Below are 16,058 nucleotides of genomic sequence, written 5' to 3'. Positions count from 1 at the left end.
AGGGGCCGGGTTTTCCAGCGACGCAGCCCTCAGCGGGCGGCGCCGAGCTGGCCTTTTTCGTCGGAGAACACGATCTCAACGCGTCGGTTCTGTGCCCGGCCGCGCTCGGTTGCATTGACGTCGACCGGGTACTGATCGCCGTAGCCTTCGACCTGGATGCGCTTCTCGTCGATGCCCAGGTCCACCAGCACGTCCGCCACGGCCTGCGCGCGATCACGGGACAGCTTGAGGTTCTCCTGCTTGCCGCCGGTGCTGTCGGTGTAGCCTTCGATACGCACCACGCGTTTGGGATTGAGCTGCAGGAATTGCACGATCTTGAGCACCACACGGTTGGCCGAGTTCTTCAACTCGGCCTCACCCGTATCGAACAGAACGTCACCGAGGGTCATCACCAGGCCCCGGTCAGTCTGGGTGGTGGCCATCGCCAGGATCTGTTCTTCCAGCAACTTGCCCTGCTGCTGGACGCTTTGCAGCTTGGATTCGCGCAAGGCCAGTTGCAGGCGCTGACGTTCCAGCTCGAGTTTCAACGCACGCTCCTCGTTGAGCACCTGGTTGCTGTGTTCACGAGCGATCTGGCTGTAGCGCTGGCTCAGGTAGGCGTAATGCTGCACATCCTCGCCACTGCCCCAATACGTGGACAAGCGGTCGGCACGGGCCAGCGACTCGCCGGCGCGAATCACGTCCTTGGGGGCGGCACGCAATACATTGGAATCTTCCTTGACCTTCTGGAAATCGGCGCTCGCCTGTTCCAGCGTCGCTTCGCTACGCTGGCCCGCGCAGCCGTACAAACTGGCCAGTCCTGCGAGAACCAAACCGCCGAATACATGGGAGGGCTTCATTGGGCATCCTCCCTCAACTGTTTGCGCAAGCGCTTGATGCGCGTATCGAGCACGTTCAGTTTCTCCTGGCTCTTGAGAGTCAGCACCTTCGCTTCGGCCAGGCGTGCATCCAGTTCGGCCTGTTCGGCCCGCATGCGGGCCTTTTTGTAGGATTCGTCGGCCATGTTGCCTTTGGCGCGGGCAAATTTTTCCTCGGCGAGTTTCAATTCAGGCACTTCATCGGCGGTGGCGCCTACTGCGTGGGCTTGCTCGATGGCTTGCTCAGTCAAGCGGATCTGTTCATTCGGCGCCGGATCGGCTGCACAACCCGCCAGAGCCAGAACGGCCAGGGCAGCGAAAAGAGGTCGAATAGTCACTAATGTTCCCTACTGTTTTGGGGCACTGACAGTGGGTTGCAACTGTGTTCGCCAACGCTCCAGATTGCGCTGCAACACAGCCTCTGTCAGGCCGGACGCGGCCAATTCTGTCATCTTTTGCGCCAGCTGTCCGCGTAACCATGGGTCGTTGCAGGCGGAGTTATGGGAAACCGCGAGGAACAGGCCCGGCTTGTCCACCGGTTGCGGCGCAGCTTGCAGGTCATTCGCCATTCCCAAGGTCTGCGCCATCGCCAGGCCTGAGTAGCGCCCAGCCAGTACATACTCCACTTCGCCCAGGAGCAATTTCTGAAAGGCCTGGGTCAGGTTGGGCGTGCGGGTCAGGGTTAGATTCTGCTCAGCGAAGACGCCAAATCCCTGTGTCATTCGAGCCTTCTCCGACAAGGCGCCGGGATGCCCGTGAAGATCCTCTGGCCGCTCGATCACCAATGTCGAATCCTTGCGGGTCCACACCAAGTAATCATTCTCCAGCAAGGGCGGATGCACGTAATCCAGCACTTCGAGGCCAGTCGTGGTCAACGGGGCGTCGGTGAGCAGGTCCATGCGTCCGCTGCGCACTTCGTCCAGCGCCTGGGCGCGCTTGCCGGCGTATAGAATTTCAATCTTGATGCCCAGCGCTTTCGCCACTTGCTCCAGCAGATCGGCGCCGGCACCAATCAAATGCTTGGGATCCTGGGGGTCTTGCCATAGATACGGCGGCGCATCGGGGCTGCCGGTGGCGATCAGGCGCTCGCATTTGCCAGCGGCGACCGACAGGCCTGGCGCGCACCCCAGCGCCAACAGCAACGACCAGCCAGCCAAACGGCGAAGATCCATCGCACCACACTCCCGTCCGCAGAAATAAAAAGCCCGGCCAAAGGGCCGGGCTCTTTATAAGTGAAGATGCTGGATTAGACCAGCTTCTCCAGCTCAGGTACGGCTTCGAACAAGTCCGCGACCAGGCCGTAGTCGGCCACTTGGAAGATTGGCGCTTCTTCGTCCTTGTTGATCGCAACGATCACCTTGGAGTCTTTCATGCCGGCCAGGTGCTGGATCGCGCCGGAGATACCGACGGCGATGTACAGCTGTGGCGCAACGATCTTGCCGGTCTGGCCGACCTGCATGTCGTTGGGTACGAAACCGGCGTCGACCGCGGCGCGGGAAGCACCGACGGCGGCGCCCAGCTTGTCGGCCAAGGCGTACAGGTGCTTGAAGTTGTCACCGTTCTGCATGCCACGGCCGCCGGAAACGACGATCTTGGCAGCGGTCAGTTCAGGACGGTCGGACTTGGCCAGTTCTTCGTTGACGAAGCTGGAGATGCCGGCGTCATGGGCAGCGCCTACGGCTTCAATGGCAGCCGAGCCACCTTCGGCGGCAACCGGGTCGAAACCGGTGGCGCGAACGGTGATGACTTTGACCGAGGCAGTCGATTGCACGGTGGCAATGGCGTTGCCGGCGTAGATCGGACGCTTGAAGGTGTCGGCGCTTTCGACCGAGATGATCTCGGAGATCTGGTCGACGTCCAGAGCAGCGGCGACGCGAGGCAGGATGTTTTTACCGTTGGAGGTCGCGGCAGCCAGGATGTGGCTGTAGCCCTTGCCCAGCTCGGCCACTAGCGGCGCAACGTTTTCCGGCAACTGGTGCGCGTAGGCGGCATTGTCGGCGTTGAGGACTTTGCTCACGCCAGCGATTTTCGCAGCGGCTTCGGCAACGGCGCCAGCGCCCTGACCGGCTACCAGGACGTGGACATCGCCACCGATTTTGGCGGCGGCAGCAACGGTGTTCAGCGTGGCCGGAGCCAGCGCTTTGTTATCGTGTTCGGCGATTACCAAGATAGTCATTTTTAGATTACCTTCGCTTCGTTTTTCAGTTTCTCGACCAGTTCAGCCACCGACTTGACCTTGATGCCCGCGCTGCGTGCAGCCGGCGCTTCGACTTTCAGGGTCTTGTTGGTGGAGGCGGTGGAAACGCCCAAAGCGTCAGGAGTCAGCACTTCAAGCGGCTTCTTCTTGGCTTTCATGATGTTTGGCAGGGACGCGTAGCGCGGCTCGTTCAAACGCAGGTCGGTGGTGACGATGGCCGGCAGTTTCAGGGAAACGGTCTGCGCGCCGCCGTCGATTTCGCGGGTCACGGCAACGCTGTCGCCGGACACTTCGACTTTCGAAGCGAAGGTGCCCTGGCCGTAGCCGCTCAACGCAGCGAGCATCTGGCCGGTCTGGTTGTTGTCGCTGTCGATGGCCTGCTTGCCGAGGATCACCAGCTGTGGCTGCTCCTTGTCGACAACGGCTTTCAACAGCTTGGCAACGGCCAGGGAAGTCAGGTCTTCGGCGGATTCGACGAGGATGGCGCGATCGGCACCCAGCGCCAGCGCAGTGCGCAGTTGCTCCTGGGCAGTGGTCGGGCCGATGGAAACGACGACAATCTCAGTCGCCACGCCTTTCTCTTTCAGGCGTACGGCTTCTTCTACGGCGATTTCGCAGAAAGGGTTCATCGACATCTTGACGTTGGCGAGGTCGACGCCGGAGTTGTCCGCCTTGACGCGAACCTTGACGTTATAGTCGACCACTCGTTTGACAGCTACAAGAACCTTCATGGATTCCTCGTTACTCTCCGGTGAAAAGAAAGTCGCCCGGGCGAACCTGGCGGTTGATGATCATGGGCGCAAGGGCACCTCTAAAAACGCCGGCATGAACCACACATGACCTTGCTCACGGGAGTGAAGACCATTCGTCAGTGATGACCGATGAGTCATTCATTATCGCGGCGTGTAAACTGCGCGTCCAAACTTCGCAATTCGTCACTTTGTGCTGCCTTCGCCCTGTCTTTAGAGGTGCTCTTGAAACCAACAGTCAGCCTACGGCGAGCGCAAAACCGCCCGTATCTTGACCGGAACGCCTATTCCGGTCAATACGGCAAAATGGTCAGTCATAAGCCGTACGTCAGTGATTTATCTGGGCTCCGACGATTTCAAACAAACGTTTGTATTGGACCCTGAGAGTGGTGTAGATATAATGCGCCGCTTAGAGAGAGAGCCGCGTCTCATCCATTGTCGCTTTCGTCGCTTCGCGAAGGAAACAACGGATGCAACGCCAAACCTCCAATTAGAAAAAACTGTGAGCCTTGAGTAGGAGATAGCCTGTGGAACGCGAATACATGGAATTCGACGTGGTCATCGTCGGTGCCGGCCCCGCTGGCCTGTCTGCCGCCTGCCGACTGAAACAGAAGGCCGCCGAAGCCGGTAAGGAAATCAGCGTCTGCGTGGTCGAAAAAGGTTCCGAAGTCGGTGCGCACATCCTCTCCGGCGCGGTGTTCGAGCCCCGCGCCCTGAACGAACTGTTCCCGGACTGGAAAGAGCTCGGCGCGCCGTTGAACACGCCCGTCGTTCGCGATGACATTTATGTCCTGAGAAACGCCGACGCCGCGAGCAAAATCCCTGACTTCTTTGTGCCCAAGACCATGCACAACGAAGGCAACTATATTATTTCCCTGGGCAACCTGTGCCGCTGGCTGGCCCAGCAGGCCGAGAACCTGGGCGTGGAAATCTACCCGGGCTTCGCCGCCCAGGAGGCGCTGTTCGACGAGAACGGCGTGGTGCGAGGGATCATCACCGGCGACCTGGGTGTCGACCGCGAAGGCCATCCAAAGGAAGGCCTCTATACACCTGGCATGGAATTGCGTGGCAAATACACGCTGTTCGCCGAAGGCTGCCGCGGCCACATCGGCAAGCAACTGATCAAGCGCTTCAACCTGGACAGCGAAGCCGACACCCAGCACTACGGCATCGGCCTGAAGGAAATCTGGGAAATCGATCCGGCCAAGCACCAACCAGGCCTGGTGGTCCACACCGCCGGTTGGCCGCTGGACATCATGGGCACCGAGAACACCGGCGGCTCCTTCCTCTATCACCTGGAAAACAACCAGGTGGTGGTCGGCCTGATCGTTGACCTGTCCTACAGCAACACCTTCCTGTCGCCCTTCGACGAATTCCAGCGCCTCAAGCATCACCCGGTGCTCAAGCAGTACCTCGAAGGCGGCAAACGCGTCAGCTACGGCGCTCGCGCAATCGCCAAGGGCGGCCTGAACTCGCTGCCGAAAATGGTCTTCAAGGGCGGCGCGCTGATCGGTTGCGACCTCGGCACCCTGAACTTCGCCAAGATCAAGGGCAGCCACACCGCGATGAAGTCCGGCATGCTTGCCGCCGAGGCCGTGGCCGATCGCCTGTTCGCAGAATCCGAAGGCGGTGATGAACTGACCGCTTACGTCGACAGCTTCAAGAACAGCTGGCTGTATGAAGAACTGTTCGCCAGCCGCAACTTCGGTGCAGCGATCCACAAGTACGGCGCAATCATCGGCGGCGGCTTCAACTGGCTCGACCAGAACATCTTCGGCGGCAAGATCCCGTTCACCCTGCGTGACACCACGCCGGATTACGCCTGCCTGAAACCCGCGGCCGAATGCAAGAAGATCGACTACCCGAAACCGGACGGCAAGATCAGCTTCGACAAGCTCAGCTCGGTGTTCATCTCCGGTACCAACCACGAAGAAGAACAGCCTTGCCACCTGAAGCTGACTGACCCGAGCATCCCGATCAGCAAGAATCTGCCGTTGTACGACGAACCGGCGCAGCGCTACTGCCCGGCCGGCGTGTACGAGGTGATCACCAAGGAAGACGGTGAAAAGCGCTTCCAGATCAACGCCCAAAACTGCGTTCACTGCAAGACCTGCGACATCAAGGACCCTGCGCAGAACATCACCTGGGTCACGCCGGAAGGCGCTGGCGGACCGACTTACCCGAACATGTAAGCCAACACGCTGGACATCGAGGCTCCCGCAATGGGGGCCTTTTTGTTGCCTGCGATCCTGACAACCACACCGAACCAATGTGGGAGCGAGCTTGCTCGCGAAAGCGGTGTCTCAGTCGACATTTGTTCTGAATGATAAACCGCTTTCGCGAGCAGGCTCGCTCCCACAAGGAATCCTGAATGGATCAGGCGACGCGCTCTTCCCCAGGGTTGCGCTCGAAGTAACGCTTGTACTCCCGGCTGAACTGCGACGGGCTCTGATACCCCACCTGATGCGCAACCTGGGCCACGCCCATGCCCTCGATCAGCAGCAGCCGCTGGGCCTTGAGCAGCCGCAAGCGCTTGAGATACTGCACCGGCGACAACAATGTGCTGCGCTTGAAATGCTCATGAAAGGTCGAGGCGCTCATGTTCGCGCAACTGGCCAGCGTCTCGACGTTCAGTGGCTCGGTGAAATGCGCATGCAAATGGCTCAGGGCCACGGCAATCCGCGCGAACTGGCCTTGCTGCTCCACCAGCGCCCGCAACACATCGGCCTGGGGCCCGCGCAACGCGACGAACAGCAACTCCCGGAGCCGCACCTGGCCCATGACCTGACATTCCAATGGATCGTGCAAGCAGCGCAACAACCGCTCGACAGCCCCACGCATGGCGTCGTCGAGCACCGCGCTGGTCATCGACTCCGGTGTCTGCGGCGGCAGGTTCCGACCGGGCATCAATCCCATGGCCAGCACCAGCTCCCCCAGCATCGCCCGATCGATCGCAACGGAAACGCCATACAGCGGAGCATTGGGCATGGCGTAGGTTTCGCATTCGAACGGCACCGGCAACGCCTGGATCAGATAATGCCCGGCGCCATATTCCAGCGTGCGTGGCCCCAGGTAGGCCAGTTTGCTGCCTTGGGCAATGATCACCAGGCTCGGTTCGTAGAGCTGCGGGCCACGAGCGACGTCCTGACTGGCGCGCAGCGCGTGCACGCCAGGCAGGCGCGTAGGGACGAAACCGTCCCGGGTCGCCAAGGGTTCTATCAGTGAAACCAGCGTCGCGTTCGCATCGAGATGGCGGGTCAACAACATGGGCGAAAACTTCACGAAAAAAGGGATGAAACCATCATCGCAGGTCTTGCGTCACAAGAAATCAAATCCTGGCCAACGCCGGAGGATTAGGCATGACAGGCGTAGGAATCGCCATCGCCGCCTGCCGCCAGGACTCCCAAAATGGAACCCTCACCGTTCACTGCTTAGCGAGGTCCACCATGTACACAGCCATCGGATATGCCGCCCAATCGGCCACCACCCCCCTCGCCCCAATGAGTTTCGAGCGTCGCAGCCCGCGCGCCGACGACGTGGCGATCGACATTCTCTACTGCGGGGTCTGTCACTCCGACATCCACCAGGCCCGCAATGAATGGGGCATCGCTGTTTACCCATTGATGCCCGGCCATGAAATCATCGGAAAAGTCACCGCGGTCGGTGCGAATGTCACCGGCCATAAAGTCGGCGACCTGGTAGGCGTGGGCTGCATGGTCGACTCCTGCCGCGAGTGCGAAGCTTGCCGGTCCGATCTTGAGCAATACTGCCTGGAAGGCATGACCCAGACCTACGCCAGCCCGGACCGCATAAGTGGTGGCCACACAATGGGCGGCTATTCCGACAGCATCGTGGTCAGCGAGCACTTTGTACTGCGCATCCCGCAAACGCTCGACCCGGCCAGCGCCGCACCGCTGCTCTGCGCCGGCATCACCACTTACTCGCCGCTCAAGCACTACGGCGTGAAGGCCGGTGACAAGGTCGGCGTGCTGGGCATGGGCGGCCTGGGCCACATGGGCATCAAGTTCGCCAAGGCCATGGGCGCGGAAGTGACGCTGTTTACCCGCTCGGCAAGCAAGGCTGAAGAAGCCCGTCGCCAAGGCGCGGACCATGTGATTGTGTCTACCGACGCTGAACAGATGGCCGCCGCGGCCGGACGTTTCAACTTCCTTCTGGACACCATTCCGGTGCAGCACGACCTCAACCCCTACCTCGACACGCTGCATTTCAACGGCGTGCACATCATCGTGGGCTTGGTCGAGCCGGTCGACCCACCGGTACACGCGGCAAAACTGATCCTGGGCCGCCGAGTACTCGCCGGCTCGCTGATCGGCGGTATCGCAGAAACCCAGGAGATGCTGGATTTCTGCGCTGAGCACAACATCAGCTGCGACATTGAAATGCTCGACATCCGCCAGATCAACGAGGCCTACAGCCGCATGATCGCCGGGGACGTGAAGTACCGCTTCGTCATCGACATGGCGACGCTCAAGGCCTGACGCTCGTCAGACCTTGGCACCCAGCTCCGCCGACAGCCGGGCTGTGACCCCTTTGACCAGGGGAATCAGCTCGGCCATTTTCTCCAGCGGCATGTACGGCACGGTGCTGGCGATGCTGATACCGGCGACGATGCGCTTGCCGGCGTCGCGGATCGGCGCCGCCACACATCGGATCGACGGCTCGTTGTCCTCCAGGTCGAAGGCATAGCCCCCCGCCACATACTCCACCATCCGTTGCTGGAACTGCTCCCAGGATTGCTCCTGGTGTTGTGGCCAGAATTGATTTTTCCCACCCGCCGGCAGGCTGATTTCATACAGCCGCTTCCATTGTTCCTGCGAGTCATCAAGCATCAGCGCCTTGCCGATCCCGGTCCGCGCCAACGGCATGCGATGGCCCACACGCGAGCGCATCTCCGGGCCGTTTCGCCCCGGATTCTTCAACAAGTACAAAACCTCGTCGCCCTCGCGAATCGCCAGGTGCACGGTGTCCCCGGTCAGCGCCGACAGCTCGTCCAGGTACGGCCCCGCCAGGCTCACCAATGGCAATTCTTCCCGGGCCTGGAAACCCAGTTCGATCAACTTCGGCCCCAGCAGATAGCCCACTTGCGGCACCACGCGCAGGTAACGTTCGTCCACCAGGCAACTGGCCAGGCGATGGGTGGTGCTGCGGGTGGTGCCGATCAGCCGGGCGATTTCCTTCAAGTCGCGGGCGCCGCTGGCGACCGCCTGGACCACGCCCAGGCCACGCAGCAATGTCTGCGTGCCAGTTGGTGCGGCATCCTTGATGATTTTTGGATCGTCTTGCTGCATGGCCGGCCTTCAACAGTGAGCGGGGGAACGGGCGGCATTATGGTCGCCCGCCCCGTCGGACTACAACTCGATGCGCTCGACCTTCCCGACCAGCAGGATGTAGGACAACGCGCCCATCAATGCCAGCACGGCGATGTAGGTAATGGCCGGGGCAAACGAGTCGCCGCTGGCGAGGAAGCCAATGACGATCGGCGTGGCGATGGCCGCCAGGTTACCGATGAGATTGAACACCCCGCCGGTCAAGCCGAGCAGCCGCGCCGGCGCCAGGGTCGATACCAGCGACCAGGTGATGGACGCCAGGCCATTGCCAAAGAATGCCAGGGCCAGGAACGCGATCACCAGCGGCGTCGACTCGACGAAGTTGGCGCCGATGATCGAGGTGGAAATCAGCAAGCCACCAATGATCGGCAGCTTGCGCGCGAACCCCACCGTGGCGCCGCGACGGATCAGCCAGTCGGAGAAAAACCCGGAACACAGCACGCCGATAAACGCTGCGAGGAACGGCAACGATGCCAGCAGGCCGGACTTGATGAAGTCCATGCCGCGATATTTCACCAGGTAAGTCGGGAACCACGTCAGGAAAAACCACAGCGTGGAATTGAGGCAAAACTGGCCCAGGTAAATGCCCCACAACTTGCGTTGGGTCAGGACGATGCCGAGGTCGCTCCAGTTGAATTTAGCCTTGGCCTTGGCAGTCTCGGCCTGGATATCCACCAGTCCGCCGCCCTCGCGGATCAGCTCGATTTCGGCGGCGTTGGCGCCTTTGAAATCCCGTGGCTCGCGATACACCGCGTACCAGATCACCGCCCAGAGAATACCGACCGCGCCCGTGGCGACAAACACCATGTGCCAACCAAACGCGTGTTGCAGCCACGCCAGCACGGGCGTCAGGAATGCCAGGCCGACAAATTGCCCGGAGGTATAGAAACCAATGGCCGTGGCCCGTTCGCGCTCAGGAAACCAAGTCGTCACCACGCGGCTGTTGATCGGATAAGCCGGCGCTTCCAGCGCACCGACGGCCATGCGCAGAACGAACAAGGCGATGAAACTGGCGGCGAAACCGAGCATCACCGTGGCCGCCGACCACAGCAACAACGCCACGCTATACAGGATGCGCGGCGGCACCCGGTCCACCAGCCAGCCACCGGGGATCTGCATGGCTGCATAGGTCCAGCCGAACGCCGAGAAAATCAGCCCGACGTGGATCGGGTCAATGCCCAGGTCGCTGGTCAGTGCGGGGGCGGCAATCGAGAGGTTGCTGCGGTCCAGGTAGTTGATCACCACGGTGATGAACAGCAGGACCATGATGAAAAAACGCTTGCGGCTGGGCGTCACCAACGACGCCTGCGCGCTCAGGGTGTGCGCTTGCATGTGAGGTGCCTCTTTTTATGTTTATTGAGGAACGGGCGTACCGAAGAAGATCTCCCTGTCTGCGAAGAACAAACTGTGGGAGCGAGCTTGCTCGCGATGACGGTGTCAGTTGACGCATGTGTGACTGATACATCGCCATCGCGAGCAAGCTCGCTCCCACAGGGGATCTGGGGCGCTCATGCGTTTTGCATTCACCACAGGCCCACAGGGATCTTGGGTGGGTCAGGCGTGACTCACCACTCGGCAAAACTGCCATCGGCATGACGCCAGATCGGGTTGCGCCAGCGATGGCCGATGGCCGCGCGCTCGATGACGTATTCCTCGTTGATCTCGATGCCCAGGCCAGGACCGTTCGGGATTTTCACGAAGCCTTTGTCGTAGTCGAACACCTGAGGATCCTTGATGTAATCCAGCAGGTCGTTGCTCTCGTTGTAATGGATACCCAGGCTCTGCTCCTGGATAAACGCGTTGTAGCAAGCCGCGTCCAGTTGCAGGCACGCCGCCAAGGCAATCGGGCCCAGCGGGCAGTGCAGCGCCAGCGCCACGTCATAGGCTTCGGCCATGTTGGCGATCTTGCGAGTCTCGGTAATGCCGCCGGCGTGGGACGCATCCGGCTGGATGATGTCGACGTAGCCTTCGCTGAGCACCCGCTTGAAATCCCAACGCGAGAACAACCGCTCGCCCAAGGCAATCGGGGTGCTGGTCAACGGCGCCAATTCCTTCAGGGCTTCGTAGTTTTCGCTGAGCACCGGCTCTTCGATGAACATCAGTTTGTACGGATCGAGTTCCTTCATCAGCACTTTGGCCATCGGCTTGTGCACACGGCCGTGGAAGTCCACGCCAATGCCGACGTTCGGCCCGACCGCATCGCGCACCGCCGCCACGTTCGCCAAGGCGAGGTCGACTTTTTCGAAGGTGTCGAGAAACTGCAGCTCTTCGGTGCCGTTCATTTTCACAGCCGTGAAGCCGCGTCCGACGGCCTCTTTAGCCGCCCGAGCGGTGTCCGCCGGACGGTCGCCGCCGATCCAGGAGTAGACACGGATCTTGTCGCGCACCTGGCCGCCCAACAAATCGCTGACAGACACGCCCAGGGCCTTGCCCTTGATGTCCCACAAGGCCTGGTCGATACCGGCCAGGGCGCTCATGTGCACAGCGCCGCCACGGTAGAAGCCGCCGCGATAGAGCACCGTCCAGATGTCTTCGATATTGCGTGGATCTTTGCCGATCAGGTAGTCGGACAGTTCTTCAACGGCGGCCGCCACTGTGTGGGCACGGCCTTCGACCACGGGCTCGCCCCAGCCAGTCACGCCTTCGTCGGTCTCGACCTTGAGGAAGCACCAGCGCGGCGGAACGATAAACGTGGTCAGTTTGGTGATTTTCATCTTGTTGTCTCTCTTGTCAGATGCAGCGCGCGGGGCGCTGGAAAAGTCTTCAGTTCAAGGCATTCCATGCGGCTACGTAGGCCTTGGCGCGCTCCGCCACTTCATCCGCTGTCAGGCCCGGCTTGAACAACCCGGAACCGAGGCCGAAACCTTTCACGCCGGCTTCGACGAACACCGCCATGTTGTCCGGGGTAATCCCGCCCACCGGCACCAGCACTGTCCCGGCCGGCAGCACCGCGAGCCAGGCCTTGACCACCGCCGGGCCCATTTGCTCGGCGGGAAACATCTTCAGCACATGGGCGCCTTCGGCCAGCGCGGCAAAGGCTTCGGTGGGCGTGGCAACGCCGGGAGACAGGTACAGCCCCGCCGCTTTCGCCGCCCGCAAGACCTTCGGATCGCTATGAGGCATGACGATCACTTGGCCGCCCGCGGCCTTGACCTGCTCCACCTGTTCCGGCGTCAGCACGGTACCTGCGCCGATCAGGCAATCGGCGGGCAAAGTACTGCGCAGGATGCGGATACTTTCGTACGGTTCGGGGGAATTGAGCGGCACTTCGATGACGCGAAATCCAGCGGCATAAAGGACTTCACCGATAGATGCCGCTTCCTCGGGGCGCAGGCCGCGCAGAATCGCGATCAGCCCGTTGTGCGCCAGCGCTTGTGTGAGCATGTCAGGTCTCCAGTAGGTTTAACGCGATGCGCTGGTTTCCAGCAGCCCGGCCGCCACGGCCAGTTGCCACAAACCGCGCTCGGTGGCCTGTTCGGCCAGGGTCACCCGGGCGAAACCGCAGGCGTCGAGGGCCCGCTGATAACGGGCACACAGTTGAGAGTTGCCGATCAGCACCACGGTCGGCAGGTGGACGCTGTTGCGCCGATGACGTTGCACGGCGGCCAGGGCCGTCAGCTCATGGCCGATCAGGACACCCGACAGATAATCGGCCTGGGCGCTCGCGCCGAGCTCACCCGTCAGGCCCAGGCTGCGAGCGCTGAACACGGTGGACAACGGACCGATCTCCCCATCCGCCGACAGCGACACCTGCACGCCGCGATCAAAAGCCACGCCGTCGAACGCCGTGCCACGCTGCTGGGTGCGGCCGAGAATGCTGTGGTCACTGAGCACGGCGAAGATCTCGCCAGTCATGAAGGTATCGAAATGGACGATGCAGCCCTCGGTCACTTCCACCCATTTCGAATGGCTGCCAGGCAAGCCGATCAGCACCGCTTCGTTCGGCAGGCTGTGCAACGCACCGAGCACCTGGGTTTCTTCGCCGCGCATCACATTGGGCAGCCGGGAGCGTTGGATCACTCCTGGCACGATGTGAACATCGACACCACGAAGGCTCCGAATGACTTGTAGGGAATGTCCGAGATTGGCGACGTTTGCCGGCGTGTCGCAGTAAGGCGCTTCCCGCCAACCCTGGGCGCTGCCGACCATGCCGCAGGCAATGACGGGCAAGCCTGGCTGCGCATCCAGCCAGTCGCCGCAGGCTTCATCGAAGGCCAGCTCAAAACCATCGGTGCAGACCTGGCCGGCCACGGTTCGCGGCCCGGACGGCAACTGCATGATCCCCGACGACAGCGAACGCTGTTCGAGCACCTCGCCTCCAGCGGCAAGTTTATAAGCCCGTAATGAGGTGGTCCCCCAATCGAGCGCGATCAATTGCGCCTGCATCCGCTTCACCTGTTTTGTTTATTGGGCAGTGAGTGAGGCGGACTATAAACCCGGGCGCAATAAAATCTCAATATATAAATATCACTCCCATATATTGGGATACTCGTAATAACCGCAAAACCATCGCCATCCAGCCAAGACCCTGCTACGTTTTCTGACCGGACGCCAAACAACTCAGGGAAAAAAGTGATGGGACAAACGCTGAAAATCCTCGGACGCACTTCCTCGATCAACGTCAGAAAAGTCTTGTGGACTTGTCAGGAACTGGACATCGACTATGAGCGTGAAGACTGGGGCATCGGTTTTGCCTCGACCCACGACCCGGCGTTCCTGGCGCTCAACCCCAACGCCCAGGTGCCGGTGATCATCGATGAGAACGGCGTGCTCTGGGAGTCGAACACCATCTGCCGCTACCTCGTAGGCAAGCATAGGCGCGACGATCTGCTACCCGCCGAACCTGCCGCACGGGCGCGTGTAGAGCAGTGGATGGATTGGCAAGCCACCGAGCTCAACCCGTCATGGGGCGATGCGTTTCACGGACTGGTGCGCAAGCACCCGGATTTCCAGGACCCACAACTCATCGCCGCCGGCGTCAAACGCTGGAACGACAAGATGGGCTTGCTGGAACAACAGCTGAACCACACCGGCGCTTACGTGGCCGGCGCGGACTTTTCCCTCGCGGACGTGCTCATCGGCCTGTCCACACATCGCTGGCGCCAGACGCCCATGGAGCGTCCGGACTACCCTGCGGTGGCCGCTTATTGCAAGCGGCTCGAACAACGGCCGGGATTTGCCGAATACGCGTCCGACGCGTACTCATGAACTTCAGTTGCCGTTAGCGAAGTCCCGGAGCACCTTGCCATCCATTCGATAGCGCACCCACTCTTCCTGGGGTTGCGCGCCGAGGGACTTATAGAAGTCGATGGCCGGGGTGTTCCAGTCCAGTACGCTCCACTCGAAGCGACCGCAATCGTTGTCGCAGGCGATCTTGGCCAGATGCCGCAAGAGTGTCTTGCCCGCCCCGCCACCGCGCTGTTCAGGTGTGATGTACAAGTCTTCGAGGTACAGGCAATTGCTGCCCAGCCAGGTGGAATAGCTGAAGAAAAACACCGCGAAACCTATCGGTACGCCATCGCGCAGGCAGATCAGGCCGTGGGCGGTCGCGCCTTCGCTGAACAGGCTGCGCTCGATGTCCGCAACGCTGGCAATGACTTCGTGGCGGGCTTTTTCGTAATCGGCAAGCTCGGTGATGAACGCAAGGATTTGCGGCGCATCGCTGGGTTGCGCGGGACGGATCTCGATCGACATGAACGGGCCTTGTAGCCAATTGAAAGCGCCATACTAAGCCGCCAGGCGCCGCTCGTCACATCTTCTACAGACAAACTTCCACGGTGCCGTTCGTCGCCCCTCAGGCACCAACCCCGCTCCAGCGCGGCCAAAAATCTGGCAAGCATTCCAAAAAATGGAGGCGACACCATGATCAATTCAAGGCTGACAGCATTCACCTTCGCGGCATTGTTGTCCTCGGCGGCATTCGCGGCCACGACCTCGGGGACCGGGCCGACCGACCCGGTTCAGGCACCGAACTCGCCCGCCACCCAAGGCTTGCCCAAATTGAACACCGACGGCACCGGCGGCACGCTGAACAATGGCCAGCCACCCGCGACGGGCACCGATCCACGGGTCCAAGGCAACGACACGGGGCGTCAGGGCGGCATGAACACCCCCGACTCCACTGCCCCCGACAACGCCGAGACCGGCGTGGGTTCGAAAACCACTACCGGAGGCTCGGGCTCCGAAGGTGGCGCCGCCAGCCAGTAGGCTCTACTCGGACACTGAGGAGGACATCCCATGCCTCGTGGAAGCAAAGACAAATACACCGACAAGCAAAAGCGCAAGGCCGAGCACATCGAAGAGAGCTATGAACACAAAGGTGTGTCGGAGGGCGAGGCCGAGGCTCGGGCCTGGGCCACCGTCAACAAGCAGTCGGGCGGCGGTGAGCGCTCCGGTGGCTCCGGCAAGAAAAAACCCGCCGAAGCGAAACAGTCCGACCGCAAGGAATCAGCCCGCCGCGCCGCCAAGTCCCGCGAGGGTCATCCGCGCACCAGCAAAGCCTCCCACGAGGCCCAGACGGTGGACAGCCTGATGAAGGAAGCCCGGGCGAAAAACATTCCCGGGCGTTCGAAGATGCGCAAGCAGGAACTGGTCGAAGCGTTGCGCAAGGCCGGGTGATGGTTGGCGTCAGGGAGGACGCCTTCGCGAGCAAGCTCGCTCCCACACGGGTTCTGCGCTGCGCCGAAGTTCTGAGCCTGGCACAAAAACCTGTGGGGGCGGGCTTGAACTGGTCAAGTAATCCCGGACACCGATTACGGTGTTTATGCCGCTTTTTGCTCCATGGCTATTGGCGACAGGTAGTTGTTGTAGCTGTGGAGCCTAGTGCGGTTGTAGTACATGAAGAAACGCACCATGTCCGTTTTTGCCTCCTCGATCAGGCCGTAGCCGTTGCGAGGTACCCACTCTG

General features: G+C 61.1%; 17 protein-coding genes. 5 read left to right on the top strand and 12 right to left on the bottom strand.

The genetic code is table 11. The annotated features are described in order from the left end of the window. Positions 1-29: 29 nt before the first annotated feature. The 5 genes from JMN22_RS23520 to JMN22_RS23500 form a co-directional block, all read right to left on the bottom strand. The gene (locus JMN22_RS23520; RefSeq protein WP_030137740.1) at positions 30-839 is read right to left on the bottom strand and encodes an OmpA family protein; all 810 of its coding nucleotides are present in this window, start codon (positions 837-839) and stop codon (positions 30-32) included. Next, positions 836-1,195, bottom strand: coding sequence for a DUF4398 domain-containing protein (locus tag JMN22_RS23515; protein WP_030137739.1), 360 nt, complete (start codon positions 1,193-1,195; stop codon positions 836-838). Before JMN22_RS23515 ends, JMN22_RS23520 begins: the two co-directional genes overlap by 4 nt. Positions 1,196-1,204: 9 nt before the next feature. Beyond that, positions 1,205-2,029 carry a substrate-binding periplasmic protein gene (locus JMN22_RS23510; protein ID WP_030137738.1) on the bottom strand — a complete coding sequence of 275 codons (825 nt, stop codon included), beginning with the start codon at positions 2,027-2,029 and terminating at the stop codon, positions 1,205-1,207. A 74-nt stretch (positions 2,030-2,103) separates the two neighbouring features. Further along, positions 2,104-3,033, bottom strand: a complete 930-nt coding sequence (locus JMN22_RS23505) for an electron transfer flavoprotein subunit alpha/FixB family protein (protein WP_198797952.1) — start codon at positions 3,031-3,033, stop codon at positions 2,104-2,106. 2 nt (positions 3,034-3,035) lie between these two features. Next, a complete protein-coding gene (locus tag JMN22_RS23500; protein ID WP_007908338.1) occupies positions 3,036-3,785 on the bottom strand; it encodes an electron transfer flavoprotein subunit beta/FixA family protein in 750 nt (249 codons plus the stop codon). 545 nt (positions 3,786-4,330) lie between these two features. Between JMN22_RS23500 and JMN22_RS23495 the strand changes: the two genes are divergently transcribed. Next, positions 4,331-5,995, top strand: coding sequence for an electron transfer flavoprotein-ubiquinone oxidoreductase (locus JMN22_RS23495; RefSeq protein ID WP_030137736.1), 1,665 nt, complete (start codon positions 4,331-4,333; stop codon positions 5,993-5,995). A 184-nt stretch (positions 5,996-6,179) separates the two neighbouring features. Here JMN22_RS23495 and JMN22_RS23490 read toward each other — a convergent pair whose 3' ends face one another. Next, on the bottom strand, positions 6,180-7,070 hold the full coding sequence (locus tag JMN22_RS23490; protein WP_198797951.1) for an AraC family transcriptional regulator: 891 nt from the start codon (positions 7,068-7,070) through the stop codon (positions 6,180-6,182). Positions 7,071-7,249: 179 nt separating this feature from the next. Here JMN22_RS23490 and JMN22_RS23485 point away from each other — a divergent pair, with 179 nt between their 5' ends. After that, a complete protein-coding gene (locus tag JMN22_RS23485; RefSeq protein ID WP_198797950.1) occupies positions 7,250-8,302 on the top strand; it encodes an NAD(P)-dependent alcohol dehydrogenase in 1,053 nt (350 codons plus the stop codon). A 6-nt stretch (positions 8,303-8,308) separates the two neighbouring features. Here the strand turns inward: JMN22_RS23485 and JMN22_RS23480 are convergent, their stop codons facing one another. The 5 genes from JMN22_RS23480 to JMN22_RS23460 all read right to left on the bottom strand — a co-directional run bounded on the left by JMN22_RS23480 (position 8,309) and on the right by JMN22_RS23460 (position 13,537). Next, positions 8,309-9,112, bottom strand: a complete 804-nt coding sequence (locus JMN22_RS23480) for an IclR family transcriptional regulator (protein WP_198797949.1) — start codon at positions 9,110-9,112, stop codon at positions 8,309-8,311. A 60-nt stretch (positions 9,113-9,172) separates the two neighbouring features. Beyond that, positions 9,173-10,483, bottom strand: a complete 1,311-nt coding sequence (locus JMN22_RS23475) for an MFS transporter (protein WP_030137732.1) — start codon at positions 10,481-10,483, stop codon at positions 9,173-9,175. A 233-nt stretch (positions 10,484-10,716) separates the two neighbouring features. Continuing rightward, a complete protein-coding gene (gene dgoD, locus JMN22_RS23470) occupies positions 10,717-11,865 on the bottom strand; it encodes a galactonate dehydratase (RefSeq protein ID WP_030137731.1) in 1,149 nt (382 codons plus the stop codon). Positions 11,866-11,914: 49 nt separating this feature from the next. Continuing rightward, positions 11,915-12,535, bottom strand: a complete 621-nt coding sequence (locus JMN22_RS23465; RefSeq protein ID WP_030137730.1) for a 2-dehydro-3-deoxy-6-phosphogalactonate aldolase — start codon at positions 12,533-12,535, stop codon at positions 11,915-11,917. Positions 12,536-12,553: 18 nt separating this feature from the next. Further along, positions 12,554-13,537 (bottom strand): 2-dehydro-3-deoxygalactonokinase, encoded by a 984-nt coding sequence (locus JMN22_RS23460; RefSeq protein WP_198797948.1) that lies wholly within the window; start codon positions 13,535-13,537, stop codon positions 12,554-12,556. Between the two features lie 189 nt (positions 13,538-13,726). Here JMN22_RS23460 and JMN22_RS23455 point away from each other — a divergent pair, with 189 nt between their 5' ends. Next, positions 13,727-14,359 carry a glutathione S-transferase family protein gene (locus tag JMN22_RS23455; protein WP_198797947.1) on the top strand — a complete coding sequence of 211 codons (633 nt, stop codon included), beginning with the start codon at positions 13,727-13,729 and terminating at the stop codon, positions 14,357-14,359. A gap of 3 nt (positions 14,360-14,362) precedes the next feature. Here JMN22_RS23455 and JMN22_RS23450 read toward each other — a convergent pair whose 3' ends face one another. Beyond that, positions 14,363-14,845 (bottom strand): GNAT family N-acetyltransferase, encoded by a 483-nt coding sequence (locus tag JMN22_RS23450; RefSeq protein WP_030137727.1) that lies wholly within the window; start codon positions 14,843-14,845, stop codon positions 14,363-14,365. 168 nt (positions 14,846-15,013) lie between these two features. Between JMN22_RS23450 and JMN22_RS23445 the strand changes: the two genes are divergently transcribed. Together JMN22_RS23445 and JMN22_RS23440 are read left to right on the top strand one after the other, a co-directional pair. Further along, on the top strand, positions 15,014-15,358 hold the full coding sequence (locus JMN22_RS23445) for a hypothetical protein (RefSeq protein ID WP_198797946.1): 345 nt from the start codon (positions 15,014-15,016) through the stop codon (positions 15,356-15,358). Positions 15,359-15,388: 30 nt separating this feature from the next. Beyond that, a complete protein-coding gene (locus tag JMN22_RS23440; RefSeq protein ID WP_030137725.1) occupies positions 15,389-15,769 on the top strand; it encodes a Rho termination factor N-terminal domain-containing protein in 381 nt (126 codons plus the stop codon). Positions 15,770-16,058 lie beyond the last annotated feature (289 nt).

Source organism: Pseudomonas sp. HB05 (genome assembly GCF_016756915.1).
Taxonomy (GTDB): domain Bacteria; phylum Pseudomonadota; class Gammaproteobacteria; order Pseudomonadales; family Pseudomonadaceae; genus Aquipseudomonas; species Aquipseudomonas alvandae.
The sequence above is the reverse complement of the archived record's forward strand: the minus strand, read 5'-3'. Positions and strand labels throughout refer to the sequence as shown.